Origin of the sequence: Streptomyces sp. NPDC001599 (assembly GCF_042893535.1) — a bacterium.
In the GTDB taxonomy this organism is placed as follows: Bacteria; Actinomycetota; Actinomycetes; order Streptomycetales; family Streptomycetaceae; genus Streptomyces.
Genome location: NZ_JBIAVA010000024.1, coordinates 15,852 through 36,527, shown reverse-complemented (window position 1 = coordinate 36,527; position 20,676 = coordinate 15,852). Strand labels below are relative to the sequence as shown.

Annotated in this window: 22 protein-coding genes; 8 read left to right on the top strand and 14 right to left on the bottom strand. The window is 73.6% G+C overall.

What is annotated here, in order from left to right:
- Positions 1 to 31: 31 nt before the first annotated feature.
- Positions 32 to 1,705, top strand: coding sequence for an FAD-binding dehydrogenase (locus ACFYZ3_RS36170; protein WP_388526999.1), 1,674 nt, complete (start codon positions 32 to 34; stop codon positions 1,703 to 1,705).
- Between the two features lie 192 nt (positions 1,706 to 1,897).
- Here ACFYZ3_RS36170 and ACFYZ3_RS36165 read toward each other — a convergent pair whose 3' ends face one another.
- The 3 genes from ACFYZ3_RS36165 to ACFYZ3_RS36155 all read right to left on the bottom strand — a co-directional run bounded on the left by ACFYZ3_RS36165 (position 1,898) and on the right by ACFYZ3_RS36155 (position 3,587).
- A complete protein-coding gene (locus tag ACFYZ3_RS36165) occupies positions 1,898 to 2,245 on the bottom strand; it encodes a DUF488 domain-containing protein (protein WP_388526996.1) in 348 nt (115 codons plus the stop codon).
- Between the two features lie 61 nt (positions 2,246 to 2,306).
- On the bottom strand, positions 2,307 to 2,558 hold the full coding sequence (locus ACFYZ3_RS36160; RefSeq protein ID WP_361014681.1) for a WhiB family transcriptional regulator: 252 nt from the start codon (positions 2,556 to 2,558) through the stop codon (positions 2,307 to 2,309).
- A 114-nt stretch (positions 2,559 to 2,672) separates the two neighbouring features.
- A complete protein-coding gene (locus ACFYZ3_RS36155) occupies positions 2,673 to 3,587 on the bottom strand; it encodes a LysR family transcriptional regulator ArgP (RefSeq protein ID WP_388526993.1) in 915 nt (304 codons plus the stop codon).
- A 77-nt stretch (positions 3,588 to 3,664) separates the two neighbouring features.
- Between ACFYZ3_RS36155 and ACFYZ3_RS36150 the strand changes: the two genes are divergently transcribed.
- Positions 3,665 to 4,279, top strand: a complete 615-nt coding sequence (locus ACFYZ3_RS36150) for a LysE/ArgO family amino acid transporter (RefSeq protein ID WP_356864581.1) — start codon at positions 3,665 to 3,667, stop codon at positions 4,277 to 4,279.
- Positions 4,280 to 4,376: 97 nt separating this feature from the next.
- Positions 4,377 to 5,687 carry an MFS transporter gene (locus tag ACFYZ3_RS36145; RefSeq protein WP_388526990.1) on the top strand — a complete coding sequence of 437 codons (1,311 nt, stop codon included), beginning with the start codon at positions 4,377 to 4,379 and terminating at the stop codon, positions 5,685 to 5,687.
- Between the two features lie 7 nt (positions 5,688 to 5,694).
- Here ACFYZ3_RS36145 and ACFYZ3_RS36140 read toward each other — a convergent pair whose 3' ends face one another.
- The 3 genes from ACFYZ3_RS36140 to ACFYZ3_RS36130 form a co-directional block, all read right to left on the bottom strand.
- Positions 5,695 to 6,150 carry a cyclic nucleotide-binding domain-containing protein gene (locus tag ACFYZ3_RS36140; RefSeq protein ID WP_388526987.1) on the bottom strand — a complete coding sequence of 152 codons (456 nt, stop codon included), beginning with the start codon at positions 6,148 to 6,150 and terminating at the stop codon, positions 5,695 to 5,697.
- 294 nt (positions 6,151 to 6,444) lie between these two features.
- Entirely contained in the window at positions 6,445 to 7,923 is a 1,479-nt protein-coding gene (locus ACFYZ3_RS36135; protein ID WP_388526984.1) for an aminotransferase class I/II-fold pyridoxal phosphate-dependent enzyme, read from the bottom strand.
- 29 nt (positions 7,924 to 7,952) lie between these two features.
- Positions 7,953 to 8,186 (bottom strand): hypothetical protein, encoded by a 234-nt coding sequence (locus tag ACFYZ3_RS36130; RefSeq protein WP_121713935.1) that lies wholly within the window; start codon positions 8,184 to 8,186, stop codon positions 7,953 to 7,955.
- Between the two features lie 155 nt (positions 8,187 to 8,341).
- Here ACFYZ3_RS36130 and ACFYZ3_RS36125 point away from each other — a divergent pair, with 155 nt between their 5' ends.
- The 5 genes from ACFYZ3_RS36125 (at position 8,342) to ACFYZ3_RS36105 (ending at position 11,498) form a co-directional block, all read left to right on the top strand.
- On the top strand, positions 8,342 to 8,788 hold the full coding sequence (locus tag ACFYZ3_RS36125) for an ATP-binding protein (protein ID WP_388526981.1): 447 nt from the start codon (positions 8,342 to 8,344) through the stop codon (positions 8,786 to 8,788).
- A gap of 184 nt (positions 8,789 to 8,972) precedes the next feature.
- Positions 8,973 to 9,845, top strand: coding sequence for a SigB/SigF/SigG family RNA polymerase sigma factor (locus ACFYZ3_RS36120; protein WP_388526978.1), 873 nt, complete (start codon positions 8,973 to 8,975; stop codon positions 9,843 to 9,845).
- Positions 9,846 to 9,892: 47 nt separating this feature from the next.
- Positions 9,893 to 10,132: a DUF5133 domain-containing protein gene (locus ACFYZ3_RS36115; protein ID WP_388526975.1), complete on the top strand. Its 240-nt coding sequence runs from the start codon at positions 9,893 to 9,895 to the stop codon at positions 10,130 to 10,132.
- A 60-nt stretch (positions 10,133 to 10,192) separates the two neighbouring features.
- Complete coding sequence (locus tag ACFYZ3_RS36110; protein WP_388526972.1) at positions 10,193 to 11,035, top strand: DUF1206 domain-containing protein; 843 nt, start codon at positions 10,193 to 10,195, stop codon at positions 11,033 to 11,035.
- A 28-nt stretch (positions 11,036 to 11,063) separates the two neighbouring features.
- A complete protein-coding gene (locus tag ACFYZ3_RS36105) occupies positions 11,064 to 11,498 on the top strand; it encodes a hypothetical protein (RefSeq protein ID WP_087811174.1) in 435 nt (144 codons plus the stop codon).
- Between the two features lie 23 nt (positions 11,499 to 11,521).
- Here the strand turns inward: ACFYZ3_RS36105 and ACFYZ3_RS36100 are convergent, their stop codons facing one another.
- The 8 genes from ACFYZ3_RS36100 to ACFYZ3_RS36065 all read right to left on the bottom strand — a co-directional run bounded on the left by ACFYZ3_RS36100 (position 11,522) and on the right by ACFYZ3_RS36065 (position 20,606).
- Positions 11,522 to 13,768 (bottom strand): FUSC family protein, encoded by a 2,247-nt coding sequence (locus ACFYZ3_RS36100; RefSeq protein WP_388526969.1) that lies wholly within the window; start codon positions 13,766 to 13,768, stop codon positions 11,522 to 11,524.
- Between the two features lie 134 nt (positions 13,769 to 13,902).
- The gene (locus ACFYZ3_RS36095; RefSeq protein WP_388526966.1) at positions 13,903 to 15,279 is read right to left on the bottom strand and encodes an NAD(P)/FAD-dependent oxidoreductase; all 1,377 of its coding nucleotides are present in this window, start codon (positions 15,277 to 15,279) and stop codon (positions 13,903 to 13,905) included.
- A 208-nt stretch (positions 15,280 to 15,487) separates the two neighbouring features.
- Complete coding sequence (locus ACFYZ3_RS36090; RefSeq protein ID WP_388526963.1) at positions 15,488 to 17,227, bottom strand: PP2C family protein-serine/threonine phosphatase; 1,740 nt, start codon at positions 17,225 to 17,227, stop codon at positions 15,488 to 15,490.
- Positions 17,224 to 18,285 carry an ATP-binding SpoIIE family protein phosphatase gene (locus ACFYZ3_RS36085; RefSeq protein WP_361014709.1) on the bottom strand — a complete coding sequence of 354 codons (1,062 nt, stop codon included), beginning with the start codon at positions 18,283 to 18,285 and terminating at the stop codon, positions 17,224 to 17,226. The genes ACFYZ3_RS36090 and ACFYZ3_RS36085 overlap by 4 nt, the downstream gene beginning before the upstream one ends.
- A complete protein-coding gene (locus ACFYZ3_RS36080; protein ID WP_361014711.1) occupies positions 18,285 to 18,725 on the bottom strand; it encodes an anti-sigma regulatory factor in 441 nt (146 codons plus the stop codon). The genes ACFYZ3_RS36085 and ACFYZ3_RS36080 overlap by 1 nt, the downstream gene beginning before the upstream one ends.
- On the bottom strand, positions 18,725 to 19,156 hold the full coding sequence (locus ACFYZ3_RS36075) for an STAS domain-containing protein (RefSeq protein WP_361014712.1): 432 nt from the start codon (positions 19,154 to 19,156) through the stop codon (positions 18,725 to 18,727). The genes ACFYZ3_RS36080 and ACFYZ3_RS36075 overlap by 1 nt, the downstream gene beginning before the upstream one ends.
- A complete protein-coding gene (locus tag ACFYZ3_RS36070) occupies positions 19,153 to 20,052 on the bottom strand; it encodes an STAS domain-containing protein (protein ID WP_388526958.1) in 900 nt (299 codons plus the stop codon). The genes ACFYZ3_RS36075 and ACFYZ3_RS36070 overlap by 4 nt, the downstream gene beginning before the upstream one ends.
- Positions 20,053 to 20,213: 161 nt before the next feature.
- Positions 20,214 to 20,606, bottom strand: a complete 393-nt coding sequence (locus ACFYZ3_RS36065; protein WP_361014715.1) for an STAS domain-containing protein — start codon at positions 20,604 to 20,606, stop codon at positions 20,214 to 20,216.
- Positions 20,607 to 20,676 lie beyond the last annotated feature (70 nt).

Genomic DNA, 20,676 nt, shown 5'->3' with positions numbered 1-20,676 from the left:
GTCACCGACACAACAGGAAGGGACGGTCGCCATGGATGCCGACGTCATCGTGGTCGGAGCGGGTCTGGCGGGCCTGGTCGCGGCCCACGAGCTGACCAGCCGGGGCAGGAGGGTCGCCCTGGTCGACCAGGAGAACGCGGCCAACCTCGGCGGGCAGGCCTTCTGGTCCTTCGGCGGCCTCTTCCTCGTCGACTCCCCGGAGCAGCGGCGGCTCGGCGTCAAGGACTCCCTCGACCTGGCCTGGAACGACTGGCAGGGCAGCGCCGGATTCGACCGGACCGAGGACGAGGACTCCTGGGCGGTGCGCTGGGCACGGGCGTACGTCGAGTGGGCGGCGGGGGAGAAGCGGTCCTGGCTGGCCGGGCACGGCATCACCTTCCTGCCCACCGTCGGCTGGGCCGAGCGCGGCGACCTCAGGGCGGGCGGGCACGGCAACTCCGTGCCCCGCTTCCACATCGCCTGGGGCACCGGCACGGGGGTCGTCGAGCCCTTCGTGCGGTACGCGAAGCAGGCCGCGCGCGACGGACTGCTCACCTTCCACCACCGCCACCGCGTCGACCACCTGGTCGTCGAGGACGGCACCGCGCGCGGAGTGCGCGGCACGGTCCTCGCCCCGGACGACTCACCGCGCGGCGTCGCCTCCAACCGCGACGCGGCCGGAGAGTTCGAACTCACCGCCCGGGCCGTCGTCCTCACCTCCGGCGGCATCGGCGCCGACCACGACATCGTCCGCCGCCACTGGCCCGAGCGCCTGGGCACCCCGCCCGCCGAGATGGTCACCGGCGTCCCCGCCTACGTCGACGGACGGATGCTCGACATCAGCGCCGAGGCGGGCGCCCGCCTGGTCAACCGCGACCGCATGTGGCACTACACGGAGGGCGTGCGCAACTGGGACCCGATCTGGCCCGGCCACGGCATCCGCATCCTGCCCGGACCGTCCTCGATGTGGTTCGACGCGCTCGGCCGCCGGCTGCCGGAGCCGTACCTGCCCGGCTACGACACCCTCGGCACCCTGCGCCACCTGCGCACGGCCGAGGGCCTCGCGGAACACGACCACTCCTGGTTCGTCCTCACCCAGAAGATCGTCGAGAAGGAGTTCGCGCTCTCCGGCTCCGAGCAGAACCCCGACATCACCGCCAAGGACCGCGCAGGCTTCCTGCGCGAACGCCTGCTCGGCAAGGGTGCCCCGGCCCCGGTGGACGCGTTCCTGCGCCACGGCGCAGACTTCGTGACCGCGCCGAACCTGGAGCAACTGGTGGAGAAGATGAACCGGTTGACCGGCAAACCCCTCCTGGACGCCGCCGCGCTCCGGCGCCAGATCGAGGCCCGCGACCTCCAGCTGGCCAACCCGTACGCCAAGGACGCCCAGGTGCAGGGCATCCGCAACGCCCGCCGCTACATCGGCGACCGGCTCGGCCGGGTCGCCACCCCGCACCGTCTCCTCGACCCGGCGGCCGGCCCGCTGATCGGCGTCAAGCTGCACATCCTCACCCGCAAGACCCTCGGCGGCATCCAGACCGACCTCGACTCCCGCGCCCTGGACGCCGACGGCACCCCCGTCGAGGGCCTGTACGCCGCCGGTGAGGTGGCCGGCTTCGGCGGGGGAGGGGTGCACGGGTACAACGCCCTGGAGGGCACCTTCCTCGGCGGCTGCCTGTTCTCCGGACGGGCGGCGGGCCGGGCCGCGGCACGGCAGACCGCCTGAGCGGCGGACCCGCCGGCCGGCCGTTCCGCGGCCCTCGCTCCTCGGGGGTGTCGTTTGGATCAGGCCGGGGTCGCGGGGTCCGGCACGCGCTCTCCCACTGCCTGAAGGGCGTGGGAGGTGCCCCTATCGCCCCCGCTCGGGGCGGCCACAAGGCAACGCAGGCTGCGGCCGGCCTGATCCAAACGACAGCCCCTAGTCGAGGAGACGGAGCAGCACGGCGGCGTGGCTCTCGCCGGGCGACCTGGCCGCGGTCAGCAGCGTCACGCCGCCCGCCTCGGCCAGCTTCCGTACCCGGTCGAGGAGTTCGCTCGCCTCCGGGGCGCTCAGCTCCGCCTCGTACCGGCGCGCGAACTCCTCGTAGGAGCCCTGGCCCGCGTGGTACCAGCGGCGCAGCTCGGTCGACGGGGTGAGTCCCTTCGGCCACTCGTCCACCCGCGCCGCATCCTTCGACACGCCCCGGGGCCACAGCCGGTCCACGAGGACCCGTACGCCGTCGTCCGGATCCGGCGGGTCGTAGACGCGGCGCACGCGCGCGCTCATTGCGGTCCTCCCACGGCCGACGACGCTCCCGCCGGCCGGTGCCCGGCGCGGGCGCCGGGCATCAGCCGGACCTCCGGCGGGCGGCCTCGCGCCGCTTGAGCGCCCGGCGTTCGAGCTCGCTGGTGCCGCCCCAGACGCCGAGGGTCTGCCCGGTGTCGAGCGCCCAGCGCAGACACTGCTCCCGGACCGGACAGGTCCGGCAGACCGCCTTCGCCTGCTCGGTCTGCAAAGCGGCCGGGCCGGTGGTGCCGATCGGGAAGAAGAGGTCGGGGTCCTCCGTCCGGCATGCGGCGTGTTCGCGCCAGTTGTCCATCAAAGTCACCTGCGATCGGTATCGTTCGCGCCCTCGTGCATGGCTTACTCCCTTGCGGGTGACCTGTCGACCGCGGGGCGAAACCGGCGTGGCTGCGACGGCCGCCCGGGTCCGCTACCGCCGCAGCGCCTGCGCCGCCGCCGTCGTGACCGCGTCCGCCACCGCCGCCAGCGCCGGGGAGTCGAGCTTCCACTGCTGCCAGTAGAGCGGGACGTCCACCGCCAGGTCCGGGGCGAAGACGACGAGCCGGCCGGTACGCAGCAGGGGCTCCGCCTGCGGCTGCGGCACCATGCCCCAGCCGAGCCCGGCGGCGACCGCCTCGACGAAGCCCTCCGAGGTCGGCACGTAGTGCCGCGCGGCGCTCGCGCCGTCGTGGCCGAGCCGCCGCGCGAAGGCGTCCTGGAAGTCGTCGCGCCGGTCGAAGACCACCACGGGAGCCCCGGCGACGACCTCCCGCGGCGGCCCCGCCAGATGGCGGGCGGCGAAGTCCGCGGTGGCGCAGGGGAGATAGCGCATCCGGCCCAGCGCCCGGACCGTGCAGCCGGGCACCGGTTCGGGTGACGACGTCACCGCGGCCATCACCACGCCCTCCCGCAGCAGCGTCGCCGTGTGGCCCTCGTCCTCGCGGCGCAGTTCGAAGCAGAGCGCGGGCTCCGGGGGAAGGCGGGTGAGCGCGGGCAGGAACCAGGTCGCCAGCGAGTCCGCGTTCACCGCCACCGACACCCGGGTGGGCTCGCCCGCCCCTCTCAGGCCCAGCTCGGCCGAGGCGTCCCGCTCCAGCCGCGCCACCTGCCGGGCCAGCCGCACCAGCACGGCTCCGGAGTCGGTCGCCCGCACCGGCTTGGTGCGCAGGAGCAGCACCCGGCCGGTGCGCTGCTCCAGCGCCTTCACCCGCTGGCTGACCGCGGACGGCGTCACGTGCAGGGCGGCGGCGGCCGCGTCGAACGTGCCCTCGTCCACCACCGCCAGCAGGGTGCGCACGTGGTCCAGCGGCAGATCCGCGAAGGCCGGCGGGTAGGCCGACGTCATGTCGTCATCACATCGGCTAATGATACGTAAGAATCCTTAGCTGTACGTCCAGTGATCGTCCGCCTAGCGTCGAGGACATGAACAACGCGCTCACGGCGGCCGCCGCCGGTTTCGGCACCGGCCTCTCGCTCATCGTCGCCATCGGCGCCCAGAACGCCTTCGTCCTGCGTCAGGGGGCCCGCCGGGACGCGGTGCTCGCCGTTGTCGGCATCTGCGCGCTGTCCGACGCCGTGCTCATCGCCCTGGGCGTCGGCGGGGTCGGCGCCGTGGTGGTGGCCTGGCCGGGCGCGCTGACCGCCGTCGGCTGGATCGGCGGCGCCTTCCTGCTCTGCTACGGGGCCCTGGCCGCCCGGCGGGTGTTCCGGCCGTCCGGTGCGCTGCGGGCGGACGGCGACGCCGCGGGCTCGCGCCGCCGGGCCGTGCTCACCTGCCTGGCGCTGACCTGGCTCAACCCGCACGTCTACCTCGACACCGTGTTCCTGCTGGGCTCCGTCGCCGCCGACCGCGGACCGCTGCGCTGGACCTTCGGCCTCGGAGCCGCCGCCGCCAGCCTGGTCTGGTTCGCCGCGCTCGGCTTCGGCGCCCGCTACCTGGGCCGCTTCCTGTCCCGGCCCGCGGCCTGGCGGGTCCTGGACGGACTGGTGGCCGCCACCATGATCGTCCTCGGTGTCTCCCTCGTCGCCGGAGCCTGAGCGGGCCGGATCCGGCCGTACGCGCCCCGACGAGCTCGAACGAAGCTGCGATAGTGATCCTCGCAATCGAAAGATGTACCGAGCATGTAGGAAGCGCGTGGACACCAGCGAGAGCAGCAGCGAGAGCGGCACCGAACCGGACGCGAAGGCCCCGGCGCCGGACGGGACGCGGCAGCGCGGATGGCGCCGCTGGGCCATGGACACCCGGCCCCTGCGCCGCCCGGCCTACCGCAGGCTGTGGTCCTCGACCATCGTCACGGCCGTCGGCAGCCAGCTCACCGCGGTCGCCGTGCCCAAGCAGATCTACGACATCACCGGCTCCTCGGCCTGGGTCGGCGCCGCGAGCCTCGCCGGGCTGCTGCCGCTCGTCGTCTTCGCCCTGTGGGGCGGCGCGGTGGCCGACACCATGGACCGCCGCAAGCTGCTGCTGATCACCAACACCGGCATCGCGGTGACCTCGCTGCTCTTCTGGATACAGGCGGTCACCGGCATGGCTTCGGTGGCCGCGCTGATGCTGCTGCTCGCGCTGCAGCAGGCCTTCTGGGGCCTCAACGCCCCGGCCCGCAACGCCTCCATCGCCCGCCTCGTGCCCGAGGACGAGCTGCCCGCCGCCAACGCCCTCGGCTCGACCGTCATGCAGACCGGGCAGGTGGTCGGGCCGCTGCTCGCCGGTGCGCTGATCCCGGTGATCGGACTGCCCGAGCTGTACCTGATCGACGCGCTGGCCCTGTGCGTCACCGTGTGGGCGGTCTACCGGCTCCCCGCGCTGCCGCCGCTCGCGGGCACGGCGGTCCGGCGCGCGGGCGTGCGCGAGGTGGTGGCCGGCTTCCGCTACATCGCCGGGCACAAGGTGCTGCTGCTGTCCTTCCTGGCCGACATCGTCGCCATGGTGTTCGGCATGCCCCGCGCCCTGTTCCCGCAGCTCGCCGCCGAGACGTACGCCCCGTACGGCGAAGGGCTCGCGCTCGGTCTGCTGTTCGCGGCGATCCCGATCGGCGCGGTGGCCGGCGGACTGTTCTCCGGCACCTTCTCGCGGGCCCGGCGGCACGGCTGGATGGTGATCGGCGCGGTCGTCGTCTGGGGGGTCGCCATCACCGGCTTCGGGCTCAGCGGCAGTCTGTGGCTCGCGGTCGCCTTCCTGGTCGTGGCCGGTGTCGCCGACATGGTCTCCATGGTGTTCCGCGGGGCGATCCTGCTGTCCGCCGCCACCGACGAGATGCGCGGGCGCATGCAGGGCGTGTTCACCGTCGTCGTGGCGGGCGGCCCGCGGCTGGCCGACGTCCTGCACGGCGGCGCGGGCTCCGCCTTCGGCGCCCGGCAGGCCGTGGCCGGCGGCGGTCTGCTCGTCGTGGCCGTGATGCTGGCCCTGGCCGTCGCGATGCCCGTGCTGCGCCGCTACCGCGTCTGACGGCGGCTCACAGGGAGCCGCGCCCGTGCAGGGCGTAGTGCTCCATGAGCCGGCCCCTGGTGGACTCCAGCCGGTGCGCGAGGATCTCCGCGACCGACCGCACCAGCACGATGCCCAGCTGCGGGTCCCGCTCGCACAGGTCGAGCACCGCGGCCGCGTCGAACTCGTAGGCGCGCACCGGGCTGAACGCCTCGGCGCCGAAGTCCCACTCGTAGGGCGGGAACAGCCAGGACCAGCCGAGCAGGTCACCCACGCCGAGACTGGCGACCGTGACCCGCTGCAAGGACGTCACCTGCTGGGTCAGGGAGACCGCGCCGGAGCGGATGACCCAGAAGCGGTCCGCCCGGCCTCCCGCCTCGAAGATCCGGTCGTCCTCCGGGAAGGAGACCTCCTGGGCCAGCTCCATCAGCCGCGCGCGCTGGGGGAGGGGGAGGGCGTTCAGCAGTTTGATCGCTTTGGTCATGGCACGGGGCTCCTCGCCGGCGATTCGGTTCCGGGGCTTTCCCTATGCCCATTTCAGTCTCTGTCGCCGCGCTGAGCACCTCGGCGGACGGCGGGATCCCGTACGGATTCCGTGCCGGAACCGGGGACGGGGGTGCGAGGGCGTGAAAAAGCCCTGGCCGGACGGGGGAGGCCGGCCAGGGCCGTAAGCGGTGGCCGCGGAGGACATTTCGATCGACTCCGTCGCCACGTATGGATGAACGCTAAACCATCTCTGTGCGTTCCGCGAAACCGGCACCGGGACACGTGACCCGTTTCACTCGCCGGCCTCCGCGACGACCCTGACCGTCTCCAGTGCCGGATCGGTCGGGTCCGGGAGGTACATCCCGGCCTCCAGGCCGCTGCGCAGATAGCGCAGAACCGGCTCGGACAGCCGCTCGCCCGGCAGCACGGCCGGAATGCCGGGCGGATACGGAGTGATCATCTCCGCCGCGACCCGGCCGGCCGCCCGGTCCAGGGGCACGTCCTCGGTGGGGCCGAAGAACGCGTCCCGGGGCAGGCAGACCTGAGGCATCCGCAGCCCGGCCGGCGACGGCACCTCGACGCGCGGAGCGGACTTCAGGCCCGGGGCGGCCCGGGCGAGGTCCTTGAGGGCGGTGAGCAGCTCGCCGGCGGTCCCCCGGTCGTCGCCGTGGGTGATCTGCGCGCCGATGCGGCGGTGGTCGGTGAGGTGGGCGATCACACCGCGGTGCTCCCGCAGCCAGTCCGCCGCCCGGAAGCCCGAGACGCCCAGCCCGTCGAGGTCGATGACGACCGGCAGCGGATCGAAACCGTGGGCCAGTCCCGGACCGCAGAAGTCCTCGCGATCGTTGACGTGCATGCCGTCGATCTCCTCGACGGCCGCCCGGACTCCGGCCGCCAGCTCCAGCGCGCCGCCCATCAGCTCCTGTCCGCCGAGCGCCATCTGGCGGCGCCAGCCGTCGAGACCGGCGAAGATCAGCACCGACGGGCTGGTGGTGCTCAGCAGGTCGGCGCGCATGCCGAGCAGCTTGGGCGGTACCAGGTCGCCGCGCAGGTGGAACACCGAGCCCTGTTCGAGACCGCTGCCCATCTTGTGGATGCTGGTCACGCAGATGTCGGCGCCCGCGTCCATCGCCCAGGACGGCAGATCCGGGTGGAAGGGCAGATGCGCCCCCCACGCCTCGTCGACGATCAGCGGCAGCGAGCGCCGGTGGCAGACCTCGGCGACGGCCCTCAGGTCCGCGCTCGCACCGTACGGCGTCGGGCTGGTGACCAGGGCGCCCTTGGCGTCGGGATGGGCCGTGAACGCCTCCTCGAACGACTCGGCCGACGGCGGATGGGCCAGATGCCGTTCCGCGTCCCAGCGCGGTTCCACCCACACCGGCTCGATGCCGGACAGGATCAGCCCCGAGACCACCGACTTGTGGGCGTCCCGGCCGATCAGCAGCTTCTCGTGCGGACCCGCCACCGCCAGCATCGCCGCCTTCACCGACAGGGAACTGCCGCACGTCGAGAAGAACGTGTGATCGGCGTGGACGGCGTCCGCCATCAGTTCCTGGGCGCGCTGGAGCACCCGTCCGCGGGTGAGCCGGTCGTCGAGTCCGGCCGTCGCCAGCACGTCCCCGTGGAACACGGCGTCACCCAGCACCTCGCGCACCGCGGGGTCCGCCCCGCGCGCCTGCTTGTGCCCGGGCGGTGTGAACGACAGCCGTCCCGCACGGCGGTATTCGACGAGGGCTTCCAGGACGGGTGCGCGGTGGTGGTCGACTGTCATGCCGACCCGGTTTCCCGTCCGGCGCCGCGTCAATCCGCCGGGGACCGCCGGTCCGCGTTCCGGCCCGGAGTCAACACCTCGTCCAGCACCCGCAGCACCGCCTCGTACGCCACCGTCCGTACGGCGGCCTCCCGGGCTCCCTCCGGGTCGGTCGACCGCAGCGCCTCGCTGCGTGCCCGCCAGCTCCGCCCCTCCTCCAGCGCGCAGGTCCTCGCGCGGTGCATCCGGCGCAGTAGTTCGTCCGCGTCCACAACATCGGTCATGTACTCCGCCTACCCCCGCAGGGCGCCCGGATGGCCCTTGGGCCGCACGGAGGACCGGAGGTTTGCCCCCACCGGCAGAGGTCAGCCGAAGGTGACGGGCCGCACGGCGAGCGCAGAGCCGGACCGGACCGTCCGACCGACCAGGGAGCTGACCGATGCGTGACAGGGACACGACTCAACCCGTCGTCGAGCAGCGCGGCAGGGACACCGGCCGCCGGTACCGGCCGTGCCGGCCCGCCGACGCGCGCGCGGCGGTCGAACGCGCCGTCACCGAGTGCCGCGGCGCCGGGCGCCGGGCGTCGTGCGACGCGGGCGCCGTGTCGGACGCCGTGCTCGTCGCCTCGGAGCTGACCACCAACGCCATCCTGCACGGCGGCGGCATCACCGACTTCCAGGTCGACGTCGTGGGACCGGGCGTGCGCCTCTCGGTGTGCGACCGCAGCCACGACCTGCCGGTGGCGGTGCCGTCCACGGACGACCGGGGCCGACGACGCCTCGGCGGCCGGGGCTGGCCGATCGTCTGCCGGCTGGCCCGCGAGGTGCGGGTGGCAGATCTTCCCTCCGGCGGCAAGTGCATCACGGTGGTCGTTCCGCTGTCCTGATGACTTTTCGAAAAGCGGAGTTTGTTCCACCGGGCCGGGGGCAGTCGCAGATTCGTGCTTCGGACCGGAGGCGCAGCAGCGGGAGCGGTAGGGCTGCTTCGGTGCCCCGGCTGTGCAGGGGACGACCCGGACAGCGCCGTTCCCGCGGAAAGTCCCTGAGACCACCGTTCAGGAGCGGATCCGCATGCTCATAGAAACGCCCACCATCCGTCCCGGTACCCCCCAGCCCACCCAGCCCGCCCACCCCTCGACCGCCTCCGCCCGCCGCCGCCACGACGACGCCCCCGACACCATGGTCCTCTTCGGCCGGCTGGCGGGGCTGGCGGACGGACCCGAACGCGACGCCGTCCGCGACGAACTCGTCACGGCGTGGCTGCCCATGGCCCACCGCATCGCGGGGCGGTTCCGGGACCGCGGGGAGTCCATCGAGGACCTCCGCCAGGTCGCGGCGCTCGGCCTGGTCAAGGCCATCGACCGCTTCGACCCGGAGCGCGGGGCCTTCGAGAGCTACGCCGTGCCCACCATCACCGGCGAGGTCAAGCGCCACTTCCGCGACCGGATGTGGGCCCTGAGGGTGCCCCGCCGGGTCCAGGAACTGCGCAACAAGGTGCGCGTCGCCCGCCGGGAACTCGCCCAGAGCCCGGGCAGTCCCGAACCCTCGGTGGCCGCGCTCGCCGCCCACACCGGGCTGAGCGAGGACGAGGTCGGCGCCGGTATGGAGGCGCTGGAGAGCTTCAGCACCCTCTCGCTGGACGCCGAACTGTCGGCGGGCGACGACGGCTACAGCCTCGCGGACACCCTCGGCGCCGCCGACACCTCGTACGACACGGTGATCGACCGCGAGTCCGCCAAGGAGGGCCTGCGCAGGCTGCCCGAACGCGAGCGCGCCATCCTCTACATGCGCTTCTTCGAGGACATGACGCAGAGCCGGATCGCCGACTGCCTGGGCATCTCGCAGATGCACGTCTCGCGGCTCATTAGCCGCAGTTGCGCCCGCGTCCGCGACGAGGCGATGGGGCAGCGCACGGCCCGTCCCGGCCACCCGGCGCGGACCTGATGGCGGACGCGGGGGCCACAGGGAGGGACAGGGAGGGGACGGGACGGATGCTGATGCCACACCCCGCGGTGCTGCGCAGACTCCTCGCGGAGTACGAGGCCGCCGCGGTGAACGAGCCCGCCGACGCGACGGGCGAACCGGGCCCGCGGACCCGGGACCTGGCCTACACGCTGTGCGTGTCGACCGGCACGCGTGACGTACGGCGGGCCCTGGAGACGGCCCGGCGCCACCTCGCGGACGCGCCGGAGCCCGTGCCCGGCGCCGCACACGCGGGCGTGGCGGACTGAGACGGGAAACGGCCGGGCTGAGGACGGCACCACCGGGTGCGGAGTCGGGGAGGGGACCACATGAACGCAGGCGCCGCGGGCGACCTGGCACGTACGGGGCGAGGCCGCGCCCGGCGGGCGGCGAACGGATCGGCGGCCGAGGGGGCGGCCCGGGCGGGACTGGCCGCACGCGGGGTCATCTACGTGCTGGTCGGCACCCTCGCCCTGCAGATCGCCTTCGGCGGCGGGGACCGGCAGGCGGACCGGGGCGGCGCCCTGGCCGAGCTGTCGGACCGGCCCTTCGGCGCGGTGCTGCTGTGGGCGCTCGGCGCCGGACTCGTCGGAATGGCCCTGTGGAGACTGTCCGAGGCGGCCTTCGGAGTCACCGGCAAGGACGGGCACACGGCGAGGAAGCGCCTGCCCGCCGCGGCCCGCTGCGTCTTCTACGCGTTCGTCGCCTACTCCGTCCTGGCCTTCGCGGCCGGAGCGGGCGGCGGCGGCTCCAGCGACCGGCAGTCCCGGGACGTCACGGCCAGGGTGATGGAGATGCCCGCCGGCCGGTGGCTCGTGGGCGCCGCGGGTGTCGCGATCGTCGTCGCCGGGGTGGTGATCGGCGTACAGGCGCTGCGCCGCACCTATCGCAAGAAGATGAAGCTCGGTGGACTGAGCCCCCGGGCCCGGCTGCTGGTCGACGTCACCGGCGTCGGCGGCGGGACGGCCCGCGGCATCGTGTTCGCCGCGGCGGGCGCCTTCGCCGTACGGGCCGCCGTCGCCTACGAACCCGACCGGGCGAAGGGACTGGACGACACCCTCCGTTCCTTCGCCGGCACCCCGCTCGGGCCCTGGTTCCTGGCACTGGTCGCCGCGGGGCTGGTGCTGTTCGGCGTCTTCTCGTTCGTCCTCGCCCGTAGGCGGAGGGTCTGAGCCTCCCGGCACGGGGAACACGGGGCGAATGAACGAACACGAGATTCCTCCGCCGGACGGACGTCCCGTGGACGTCTACCTCGACCTGCTGCGCGTGCGCATGGCCAGCGACGACTACCAGCTGCTGCTCAGCGTGGTGGAACCGGTCCTCCAGGCGATCGACGAGCAGCAGATGCCGACCATCGACTTCTCGCTGGACGGGGACAGCACCGAGGCGCTGCCCCAGGAGATCCGGGACGAGGCCGCACTGGTCATCGCCACCGCCGTCACCGGACGCCTCGACAACGAGGTCGTCGAGATCAGCACCGACGAGACCGGCCCGGTCCGGGTCGTCACCGACGCGGCCACCGCCTCCGACCCCGAACGACTCGGCGAGATCGCCGACTACCTCAAGGAACGCCACCAGCAGAACGAGGAGCTGCGCGGCATCGCCGAGGCGAGCGGTCTGCCCAGCGACTTCTGACCCTCACCACCCGGGCGGGGCCGTCACCGCTGCGGCGCCCTGACGGACACGCCCAGCGGCCGGGCGAGGCCGACCACCGCCTCGTCCAGCCGCTCCAGGTGCCGCAGCACCCGGCCCGTGATGCGGCCGTACCGCGGTACTCCGGCGGCGTCCGGTTCCAGCAGCGAGGCGATGCTCGGCCCGGTCTCCACCTGCGTCCCGGCGTTCTCGTCCGTGACGTGGGCGGCGATCGCCTCGATGTTGCGCACCGTGCGCCGCACCGCGCCGCGCAGCCGCGGGTCGGCCGCGATCGACGGATGGGTGGGCAGCAGCTCGGCCGTCGCCGCCAGCGACCGGGCGTGATAGGCACAGGTCTCCAGCAGCGCCACCACGTACTGGGCCGTGTCCCGCCGGGCCCGCAGCGGCGTGATCGGATGGGTCAGCGGCTGGGTGGCGGCCCGCAGGTCGCCCAGCGCCTGGTCCAGCTCCCGCGCGGTGTCCAGCAGGTCCGCCGCGGGTCCGCCGCTGAGCTGGTCGACGGCGCCCTCCGTGACGTCGGTGAGCCGCTCCAGCACCGTGCCGAGGAGGTCGTTGGTCCGCCGGTCGGTCCGTATCGGCAGCACCAGCGCCGCCGCCACGATCCCGCAGGCCGCGCCGAGCGCCGTCTCCTCGATGCGCAGCAGCAGCACCGACAGGCTGTAGGTGTGCAGCAGCGTGTACAGCAGTCCGAGCATCGCGGTGACGAAGAACGACATCAGCGTGTAGGACAGCGGCGCCGTGTAGAACATCGCGAAGATCAGCACCAGCACCAGCCCGAACGCGGTCCAGGTGTGGTTGCCGACCAGGCCGGCCAGCACGATGCCCGCCACCACGCCCAGCACGGTGCCGAGCAGCCGGCGGTAGCCCTTGACCAGGATCTCGCCGGTCGAAGCGGTGTTGATGAAGACGATCCAGCAGGTCAGCACCGCCCAGTACCAGCGCTGCGAGGACAGGAACTCCCCGCCGACGATGGCCAGCGAGGACCCCACGGCCACCTGCACCGCGGCGCGTGTGGTGGGCCGCCGAAGCCCGGTCTGCTCCTCCTCCTCGGCCGCCTCCTCGCCGGCGTCGATGGCCGCGTCCTCGGCGTCCAGCTCCTCCCGGGAACGGGCGGTGGCCGGTGAGTCGTCGGATTCGTCCTGCGGACCGTCCAGCGCGATCCTGAGGCCCATGACCGCTCGCGCCGTCTCCCCGATGCCGCGGAACACGTCCTGGACGGCCGCGGTCGCCTCGGGCAGGTTCTCCTCGTCGCGGTAGCCGAGCAGCCGGTTGCGCAGGTGGGACAGGGCCGTGCCGCGCGCCTCCGCGGGCGGCCGCAGCACCAGGGTGCGCAGCGCCGTGAGATCGCGGCGCAGCAGCTCCGTGGCCTCGCCGGGCGCGGGTGAGTGGCCCACCGCGGGAGCGGGCGCGCCCGGCAGATGCAGCGTGAGGGTGTCGGCCCGCTCGGCGCTGCGCGCGGTCAGCAGCAGCAGACCGAGGCGCTCGGCGGCGATCTCGGCGTCCGCGATGCGCCGCTGCACCAGGCGTGCCGTGGACGCGTCGGGCGTGCCCTCGTCCAGCCGGGACTGGATCATCAGGGCCGTCTCGTGCAGGCGCGCGGTGCCCTCGCGCAGGCGCTCCAGCGTCTTGTCGATGTCGTCGGGACCGGCGTCCAGCAACTCGATCTGGGTGGCGATCAGCTGTGCCAGCCTGGCCCGGAAGGCCTGCCGCAGCAGACCCAGGATGCGCGCCGGCGTCGCCGGGACCACCCCGAAACGCACCACCGCGCTGGACGCGAACGCCACGGCGACGGCGGCCCACAGCCCCGGCAGCCCCGACACCTTCGCGCCGACGAACAGCGACACGAAGTAGACCTGGAAGCCGATCAGCCCGAGCGCGGTGCCCCGGTCGCCGAACCGGCGGACGAAGACCGCGCAGAAGATCAGGACGACGAAGAAGGCATCGCCGACGACGACCAGGGAGGTGAGCAGCGTGCTCAGGGAGACCGAGGCCAGGGCGACGGGCAGCCCCAGCGCCAGTGTGACCGCCTGCGGGCCCGGTTCCTTCTCCCGGATGGCGAACGTCGCGACCATCGCCGCCATGGCGCCCGCGACCAGATGCTTGACGTCCACGCCGAACACGGCGAGCACGCCCAGCGTCAGCGCGATGGCGCCCACCGTCCGCAAACCCGCCGTCAGCCGCAACAGACCCGGGTCGGACGCGGCGACGCGGTCGCGCAGCCGTGTCCGCGCCGAGCGTCCCGCTGCCTTCACGCCGCCGTACACTCTCCCGATTCACAGCCGGCCCTCACAGCCGGTTCCAGCCATGTCCCGGCCGGTTCACGCCGAGATCCACTTCTCAGCATGTCATGCCCCGGTCCGTCACGGGAGGTGGGGGCGGGCGGGCGTCACGGCTTCGCCCGGTCCGCCTCCGCGACCCGCTCCCGCACCTGTTCCGGTGTCAGATACGCGTCGGTGTACTCGAAGTCCTTCAGCTTCGCGGGCTTGCGGGCCTGGAAACCGGTGCGGACGAAATCGTCGCCGGCGACCGCGTTGAGCGCCCAGTTGGCCGCCACCCGGGCCTTGGCCACGCCCGTGCGCAGCGCCGACCAGTGGTAGCCGCGGGCCACCGCCTGCGCGGGCAGGCCCGTCAGCTCGACCCCGAGCGGCTTGGAGACCGCGTCGGTGCCGCCGAGGTCGACGACGAGGCCCAGGTCCTTGTGGACGTACGGCCGCATCGGCTGGTTGCGCAGGGTGGCGATGAGGTTCTCGGCGACGTGCCGCCCCTGGCGCATCGCGTGCTGGGCGGTGGGCGGGCAGACGGCACCCTCCTGGCCCTTGGCGAGGTCGGGCACGGCCGCGGAGTCGCCCAGCGCGAACACCCCGTCGTGGTTCGGCAGGCACATCTCGGCGGTGACCGCGAGCCGCCCCTTGACCGTCTCCGCGCCCAGCGTCGCGATCAGCGGGCTCGCCACCACGCCCGCGGTCCAGATCAGCGTGCGGGTGGGCACCACCCGGCCGTCCGTGAAGGTGACCTCCTCGGGCGCCGCCTTGGCGATGGACACGCCCAGGGAGATGTCGATGCCGCGCCGCGTCAGGATCTGCTGCGCGTCGCGGCCGAGCTTCTCGCCCAGCTCCGGCATCAGCTTCGGCGCGATGTCGATCAGGTGCCACTTGATCAGGGCCGGGTCCAGCCGGGTGTAGCGCTTGACGGCCGCGTGCGTCAGCCGCTGGAGGCACGCCGCGGTCTCGGTGCCCGCGTAACCGCCGCCCACCACCACGAACTGCAGCCGGGAGGCCCGCTCCACGGGGTCCTGGCTGGCGTCGGCGAGGTCCAGCTGGGAGATGACGTGGTCGCGGATGTACGCGGCCTCCGCCAGGGTCTTCATGCCGAACGCGTTGTCGGTGAGCCCCGGGATGTCGAAGGTGCGGGTGATGCTGCCGGGCGCCAGCACGATGTAGTCGTAGGGCTCGTTGACGATCCGGTCGGTGATGGTGCGCACCACGCAGACCTTCGCCTCGAGGTCCACCCCGATGGCGCCGCCCGGGATGATGCGGGTCCGGTAGCGGCTGCTGCGGCGCAGGGAGAGCGCGATCGACTGGGGGGTGAGCACCCCGGCGGCGACGTGCGGCAGCAGCGGCAGATAGAGCTGGTAGGAGAACGGCGTCACCAGGGTGACGTCGGCCTCGTCGGGGGAGAGCCGCCGCTCCAGGCGACGGACGCACTCCACGCCGGCGAAACCTGCGCCGACCACCAGGATCCTGGGTCGTGTCACGGTGTTCATCCCTTTCTGCGGCTCCGGGGCGGTCTGCCGCGAACGCCATTCGCCTGCCCGTGGATCGCCGCTTCGCACCTCGTCCATGCCACCGTGCCCGCACCGCTTCGGCCAGCCGGGTGCGGCAGGCAGGCGACACGTCCTGATCACCACCATGCCCCGCCCGGGCCCGCAGCGCACCGGGCGGGAGCGAACCGCCTGGAACTTTTCCGGGAGATCAGCCCGTACCGCGCAGGTGACACAGGAGCAGACACACGTCGTCGTCCCGTTCGGAGTCGCTGAGCATCGGATGCAGGATCCCGTCGGCCGAGCCCTCCAGGTCCGTGTCCAGCTCCGCCGCACCGAACGACCCGAGCGCGTCCGTCAGCCGCGCGATGCCCGGGTCTATGCCGCGGGCGCGGCGCTCCACCAGACCGTCCGTGTACAGCGCCAGCGTCGAACCGGGCGCCATCGGCACCTTGTGGTCCGCGATCTCCTGGCGCATCGGGATGCCGAGCATCGCACCGGGTTTGGCGTCCAGGGTGCGAACCCTCCCGTCCGGGGTACGCAGCACCGGCGGCGGATGGCCTGCGGCCGCCCACGTCACCGTCGGGTCGTCGGGGTGGAAGCGTGCGATGACCGCGGTGGCGAACAGGTCGGGCTGCAGATGGTGCAGGAAGGTGTGCAGCCGGGTCAGCAGCTGCCCGGGGCTGCCCCCGTCGACCGCGTACGCGCGCAGGGCGGTGCGCAGCTGGCTCATCATCACGGCCGCCCGCAGCCCGTGCCCGGTGACGTCCCCGACCACGGCGATGACCCCGCCGTCGGGCTGCCGGAAGGCGTCGTACCAGTCGCCGCCGATGTTCAGCCCGTGGGTGGCCGGCAGATAGCGCGCGGCCAGGGCGAGCCCGGGCGGGGCCGGCAGCTCCGTCAGCAGGGCCCGCTGAAGCGTCTCCGCGATGTCGCGGTTGTGCTGGTAGCGCTGGGCGTGGTCGATCGCGATGCTGGCCCGCCGGGTCAGCTCCACCAGCATCACGGCGTCGTCCGGGTCCCAGCGCTCCCCGGGCGGGGACAGGGTCACCACGCCCAGCGGAGCCTGCCGCGTCGGCAGCGGAATGCACAGCAGGGGCCGGTCCGGGGCCAGCGCCGAGGGCGGCTGGTCGTCGACGCCGGGCAGCCCGCCGGGGTGCGCGGCGGCGTACTGCGGGCGACCGGTGCGGGCGGCGATCACCGCGGCGGCCGCGTGGGCGGGGCCCGGCCGGTCGCCGTCCTGGTCGAACAGCCAGATGTCCACACCGGCCGCGTACTCCGGCACCAGCAGCTCCGGCAGCCTGCGCACGATCTCGTGATGGTCGAGCGACGCCGTCAGCACCGCGCTCGCGTCCGCGAGGAACGTCAGCCTGCGCCGGGCGTGCTCCGCCTCCGTACGCGCCTTGCGCTCGGCGGCGAACGCCTCGCGCTGGGCCCGCCCGGCGGCGTCCAGTTCGGCGTGCAGCGCCACCACGCCCTGGTTGGTCTGCTGGAGCTCCTCCCGGTGGAAGTCGACCAGGCCCTCCTGCTCGGTGAGCCGCTCCAGCACCAGCGCCGTGTCCTCGTCGGCACCCAGCAGGGCCTGAGCCAGCTGCGCCGGGTCGTCCGCCACGGCGCCGGCGTCGGTGCCGACGTCCGCCGCCGCCTCGGGGCACGGCACCGTCACCCGCCACGGCGGCTGACCGGCGGCAGCGGCCTCGGGCGACGGCGTCACCACGGCGTGCAGCACACGCTCCGCGGTCTGTGGAGCGGCGCGGGAGACCGTGCCCGTCTCCAGGGCGAGCCGCCAGGTGCCGCCCTTGGTCAGGCACAGCCGCAGCTGTGCGCCGAGCAAGGCCGTCAGCCGCGCGCGTTCCACGGGCGGCACTCCGAAGGCCGTCGCCAGACGTGCGGCGGCGATGCGTGCCGCCGCCGCGTCGGTGACGTCGCTGATCTGCCAGGTACGGGTCATGGGCCATCCGGCGGGGTCGGGGCCAGCACGGCGACGGCGGTGTCGTCCCGCACGGGCCGCGCCGAGCTGCTGGCGTCACGGATCGTGACGGCGGCGGTCACCGCCGGGTCGGTCGTGGTGCGGCAGGTGTCGGACGTCGGCGACCACCGGCTCGGCAGACCGTCGCTGTGCAGGACCAGCACCCGGTCGTCCGCCCAGGCCGTCTCCTCCTCGCGCAGCGTGCTGGGCCGGTGGGTGCCGACGATGCCGGGCCGCGACACCAGGTGCCGCCAGGTGCCGCCCTCGCACAGCCGCGCCCCGATGTTGCCGACGCCGGTGAACCGGAGCACCGAGGCACGTGTGTCGACCTGGGCCACCGCTACCGCGGCGCCGCGGGTGCCGGACAGCGCCCGGTCCAGTCGCCGCACCGCCTCGCCGGGCGGCAGGTGGGCCGAGGCGCGCAGTGCCTCCACGGCGGCGGTCGAGGCACGGGCGGCCTCCGGGCCGTGGCCCAGACCGTCGGCCAGCATCAGGGTGACGAGGTCGCCGTCCCGCACCCAGGCCCAGGCGTCGCCCGAGTACTCCGCACCGCCGAACGGGACGTTCACCGCGCCGGCCCGCAACCGCGCCGCCGGACCGGGATCGGCGGCGCGGGTCTCGGACACGCCGACCCGGGCGACCACCACCGTGCCCCGGCCGGGGACGCTGTGCAGGTCGAAGTCGTCGGCGACGCGCGCGCAGGTGCCCAGGCCCGCACCGAGGGAGCCCGTGGTGGTGAAACCGTCGCGCAGCGCGGCGGACACGTCGGCGATCCCCGGGCCGTGGTCGAGCGTCGCGACCTGCACACGCGGCCTCGGCTCCCCGTCGGCCGTGAGGACGGCAGGGGCGACCACGTCGACGACGACCCGGCCGCCCCCCGCGTGCTTGAGCAGGTTGGTGGCCAGCTCGGTCGCCACCAGCGCCGCCGCCGACGTCCGCTGCTCGTCGAGACCGGCCAGGGCCGCCGCGTGCTCGGCGGCCACCCGGGCGTCCCGCACCCGGGTCGAGTCGTGCACCGGGACGTCCCACACGCGGGGCATCAGGACTCCTCACGCGGGCGTGGCGGCCGGCCCACCCAGGACGCCACCCGCACGGTCGTTCCGGAGCCCGGGGCGCTCTCGATGGCGAACTCGTGCACCAGGCGCCGCGCGCCGCCCAGCCCCATGCCGAGGCCGTCGCCGGACGTGAACCCGTCGCTGAGCGCCTGCTCCACGTCCGGGATGCCGGGCCCCTGGTCGCTGAAGGTCAGCCGCAGCCCGTGCGTGGTCCCCTCCACGAGCGACTCCGTCTCCATGGTGCCGCCACCGCCGTACACGAGCGTGTTGCGGGCCAGCTCACTGGCCGCCGTGACCAGCTTGGTCTGGTCCACCAGCCCGAAGCCGAGCTGGGCGGCGGCCTGGCGCACATGCTGTCGCACCCATACCAGATCCATGTCCGAACGGATCGGCAGGCGGGCCTGGGAGCCCGCGGCGGTGTGCATCACTGACTCTCCTGGCGCAGGCCGCCGAAGCGGGACGACGGGGCCTGCTGCCTGAGGAGCTCCAGGGCCACCTCGGTACTGAGCGCGGTGTGCACGCCCGGCAGCGTCAGCCCCAGCTCCACCAGGGTGATGGCCACCGCGGGCCGCATCCCGACCAGCACGGTCCGCGCCGCCAGCAGACCGGTCTGTCCGGCGATCTCGGCCAGGACCCGGCCGAGGAACGAGTCGACGATCTCCACGCCGGAGACGTCGATGATCACGCCGGTGGCGCCGCTGCGCACGATGGTCTCGGCGAGATCCTCCTGGAGCTGCTGCGCCGTGCTGTCGTGCAGATCCCCCTGAAGGGTGACCAGCAGGACCTCACCGAGCCGGAGCACCGGTACATGCCCTGTCACCGGAGCCCCGTGGGGCCCGGGAAACGCCTGGCTCACCGCGCGACCGCACCGTTCGTGCCGGGCGTCACGATGCCGACCCCGAGCTGGTGCAGCACGTACCCCAGCGCGTCGGCGAGGCTCGCCCGGGTCACCACCGTGCCCAGATCCAGGCCGAGGTGGACCATCGTCTGCGCGATCGCGGGCCGGATGCCGGAGACGATGCACTCGGCGCCCATGAGCCGGGCCGCCGCGACCGTCTTCATCAGGTGCTGCGCCACCAGCGAGTCGACGGTCGGCACGCCGGTGATGTCCAGGATCGCGTAGCGCGCCTGCTGCTCCACGATGGACTCCAGCAGGGTCTCCATCACCACCTGGCTGCGCGCGCTGTCCAGTGTGCCGATCAGCGGCACGGCCACGATGCCGTCCCACAGCTTGATGACCGGCGTGGCCACCTCCAGCAGTTGCAGCCGCTGGCGGTCGATGAGCGCCTGCCCCTCGCTGAGCGCCGTCTGCATCACCACGACCCGCAGGGTGCCCATCAGGACGTTCAGCGCGGTGACACAGTCCCGGACGTGTTCCGCCGGGTACTGCTCGGGCAGGGCGGCCACCAGCAGGTTCTCGACGGGCGGACGCAGCGCGGCCAGCTCGCTCGACACCTGTGCGGTGCTCAGCCCGGCGCGCGAGCGGGCCGCGCCCATCCGGGCCAACTGCTCGCGCACCGCCGTGAATCCGGCGGCGTCCGGGTCCTCGACCCGCGCCGCGTCCGCGACTTGGGCCAGCGCGTCCACGACGGCCTTGCCCGCCTCGACCGCCTCGTCGCGCGAGACGGTGAACACCGCCCGGAACAAGGGCTCGTCCGCCCATCGCTGGGCGATCTGCTCACGGTGGCGCCGCAGAAAGTCCCTGACCTCGCGCGTCGGCGCTCCCGCCGTTCCCTCCGCCTGTTCCGGCACCTGTCCCACTCCTCATCCGCGTTGCGCCGCACCCCACCCCGACCGGGACGGTGTGCCGGCGGCGTGACCCAAGCCGGTCGACAACTCTAACCACCCGCCGACCTGGCGCGTCACCCGCTTCCGCACGACCGGCACGGGGCGGGACGCGGGCGTGCGGCGGCTCAGGCGTCGGGCACCCGCGGACCCTCCGGCTGGGCGTCCACACGGGCGAGGGCCTCGTCGAGGCTCTCCGAGACCGGCACCGTGATGCTCACCCCCGTCAGGTCCAGGACGCGCAGCACCGCCGGGGCCGGCGAGATGATGTGCACGCTGCCCGGCAGCTCACGGGCCTCCTGGTAGACCCGCAGGATGATGTTCATGCCGGACGAGTCCATGAACGGGACCGCCGACAGATCCAGCAGGAAGTGCCTGCGGCCGTGGTGGAGTTGGTTGGCCAGATGGTGCTGGAACTCGGTCGCCGTGTCGACGTCCAGGTACCCCTCCACCTTGAGCAGCGCGACATCCTCCCGGGGCAGCGTCACCTCGACGGACAACGGGTTCTGGGCTATGGGCACGTGTACCTCCAACAACGCGGCGGCGCGGCGGACCGGCGTGTGGCCCACCGCGCCGGGCGGATACCCCCGG

What these genes read in the sequence shown, in the direction of transcription:
- ACFYZ3_RS36170 (WP_388526999.1), top strand. Translation starts at nt 32, where the DNA reads ATGGATGCCGACGTCATCGTGGTCGGAGCGGGTCTGGCGGGCCTGGTC.
- ACFYZ3_RS36165 (WP_388526996.1), bottom strand. Translation starts at nt 2,245, where the DNA reads ATGAGCGCGCGCGTGCGCCGCGTCTACGACCCGCCGGATCCGGACGAC.
- ACFYZ3_RS36160 (WP_361014681.1), bottom strand. Translation starts at nt 2,558, where the DNA reads ATGGACAACTGGCGCGAACACGCCGCATGCCGGACGGAGGACCCCGAC.
- ACFYZ3_RS36155 (WP_388526993.1), bottom strand. Translation starts at nt 3,587, where the DNA reads ATGACGTCGGCCTACCCGCCGGCCTTCGCGGATCTGCCGCTGGACCAC.
- ACFYZ3_RS36150 (WP_356864581.1), top strand. Translation starts at nt 3,665, where the DNA reads ATGAACAACGCGCTCACGGCGGCCGCCGCCGGTTTCGGCACCGGCCTC.
- ACFYZ3_RS36140 (WP_388526987.1), bottom strand. Translation starts at nt 6,150, where the DNA reads ATGACCAAAGCGATCAAACTGCTGAACGCCCTCCCCCTCCCCCAGCGC.
- ACFYZ3_RS36135 (WP_388526984.1), bottom strand. Translation starts at nt 7,923, where the DNA reads ATGACAGTCGACCACCACCGCGCACCCGTCCTGGAAGCCCTCGTCGAA.
- ACFYZ3_RS36130 (WP_121713935.1), bottom strand. Translation starts at nt 8,186, where the DNA reads ATGACCGATGTTGTGGACGCGGACGAACTACTGCGCCGGATGCACCGC.
- ACFYZ3_RS36125 (WP_388526981.1), top strand. Translation starts at nt 8,342, where the DNA reads ATGCGTGACAGGGACACGACTCAACCCGTCGTCGAGCAGCGCGGCAGG.
- ACFYZ3_RS36120 (WP_388526978.1), top strand. Translation starts at nt 8,973, where the DNA reads ATGCTCATAGAAACGCCCACCATCCGTCCCGGTACCCCCCAGCCCACC.
- ACFYZ3_RS36115 (WP_388526975.1), top strand. Translation starts at nt 9,893, where the DNA reads ATGCTGATGCCACACCCCGCGGTGCTGCGCAGACTCCTCGCGGAGTAC.
- ACFYZ3_RS36110 (WP_388526972.1), top strand. Translation starts at nt 10,193, where the DNA reads ATGAACGCAGGCGCCGCGGGCGACCTGGCACGTACGGGGCGAGGCCGC.
- ACFYZ3_RS36105 (WP_087811174.1), top strand. Translation starts at nt 11,064, where the DNA reads ATGAACGAACACGAGATTCCTCCGCCGGACGGACGTCCCGTGGACGTC.
- ACFYZ3_RS36095 (WP_388526966.1), bottom strand. Translation starts at nt 15,279, where the DNA reads ATGAACACCGTGACACGACCCAGGATCCTGGTGGTCGGCGCAGGTTTC.
- ACFYZ3_RS36090 (WP_388526963.1), bottom strand. Translation starts at nt 17,227, where the DNA reads ATGACCCGTACCTGGCAGATCAGCGACGTCACCGACGCGGCGGCGGCA.
- ACFYZ3_RS36085 (WP_361014709.1), bottom strand. Translation starts at nt 18,285, where the DNA reads ATGCCCCGCGTGTGGGACGTCCCGGTGCACGACTCGACCCGGGTGCGG.
- ACFYZ3_RS36080 (WP_361014711.1), bottom strand. Translation starts at nt 18,725, where the DNA reads ATGCACACCGCCGCGGGCTCCCAGGCCCGCCTGCCGATCCGTTCGGAC.